The sequence below is a fragment of the Brachyspira sp. SAP_772 genome (assembly GCF_009755885.1).
GTDB lineage: Bacteria > Spirochaetota > Brachyspiria > Brachyspirales > Brachyspiraceae > Brachyspira.
Genome location: NZ_VYIX01000331.1, coordinates 1 through 561 on the forward strand (window position 1 = coordinate 1; position 561 = coordinate 561).

Genomic DNA, 561 nt, shown 5'->3' on the forward strand with positions numbered 1-561 from the left:
GTATGCATAATTGTAATAATGCCATTTCTGTTTTAATTAACGGCATAGAATGCAATGATTCTTCTTTTGGCAGCGTTATTAAGTATATAGAAGCTGTACATGTTAAAGTAAGATGAAAAAATTTATTCTATATAATGATTATGCTACAAAAAATATCAAAGATTATAAAGACAATTTCGGTGATTACCTACACACCACTATTAATGAATATGATACTTTGCTTGAATRCTTAAAAATRGCTAACATATTCACAAGAGATGTATATAAAAAATCTTTATATAATATTTTATCAAGCAAAAATAATGATAATCAATCTTTAATTATAAATGCCTATTCTTTYGGATATTTAGTATTTAAAGACAAATTCTTTATAGATAATAACCCTCATCTCATTTTAKATTCTGCTATATTAATTGCTAAAATTTTAAACATCAAAAATATAGATATTTTAATTAGAAGCTACTATAATAAAGAAACATTAATTAATGCTATAGTAGAAGCAGAAGATTTATACAAAATTGAAAGTGAAATAAGTATAAATATATATGATGAAAATAATTT

General features: G+C 22.1%; 1 pseudogene. It reads left to right on the forward strand.

The annotated features are described in order from the left end of the window. Window positions 1-112: 112 nt before the first annotated feature. Window positions 113-561 (forward strand): annotated as a pseudogene (locus tag GQX97_RS14345) (NADH-quinone oxidoreductase subunit F); the annotation flags it as partial.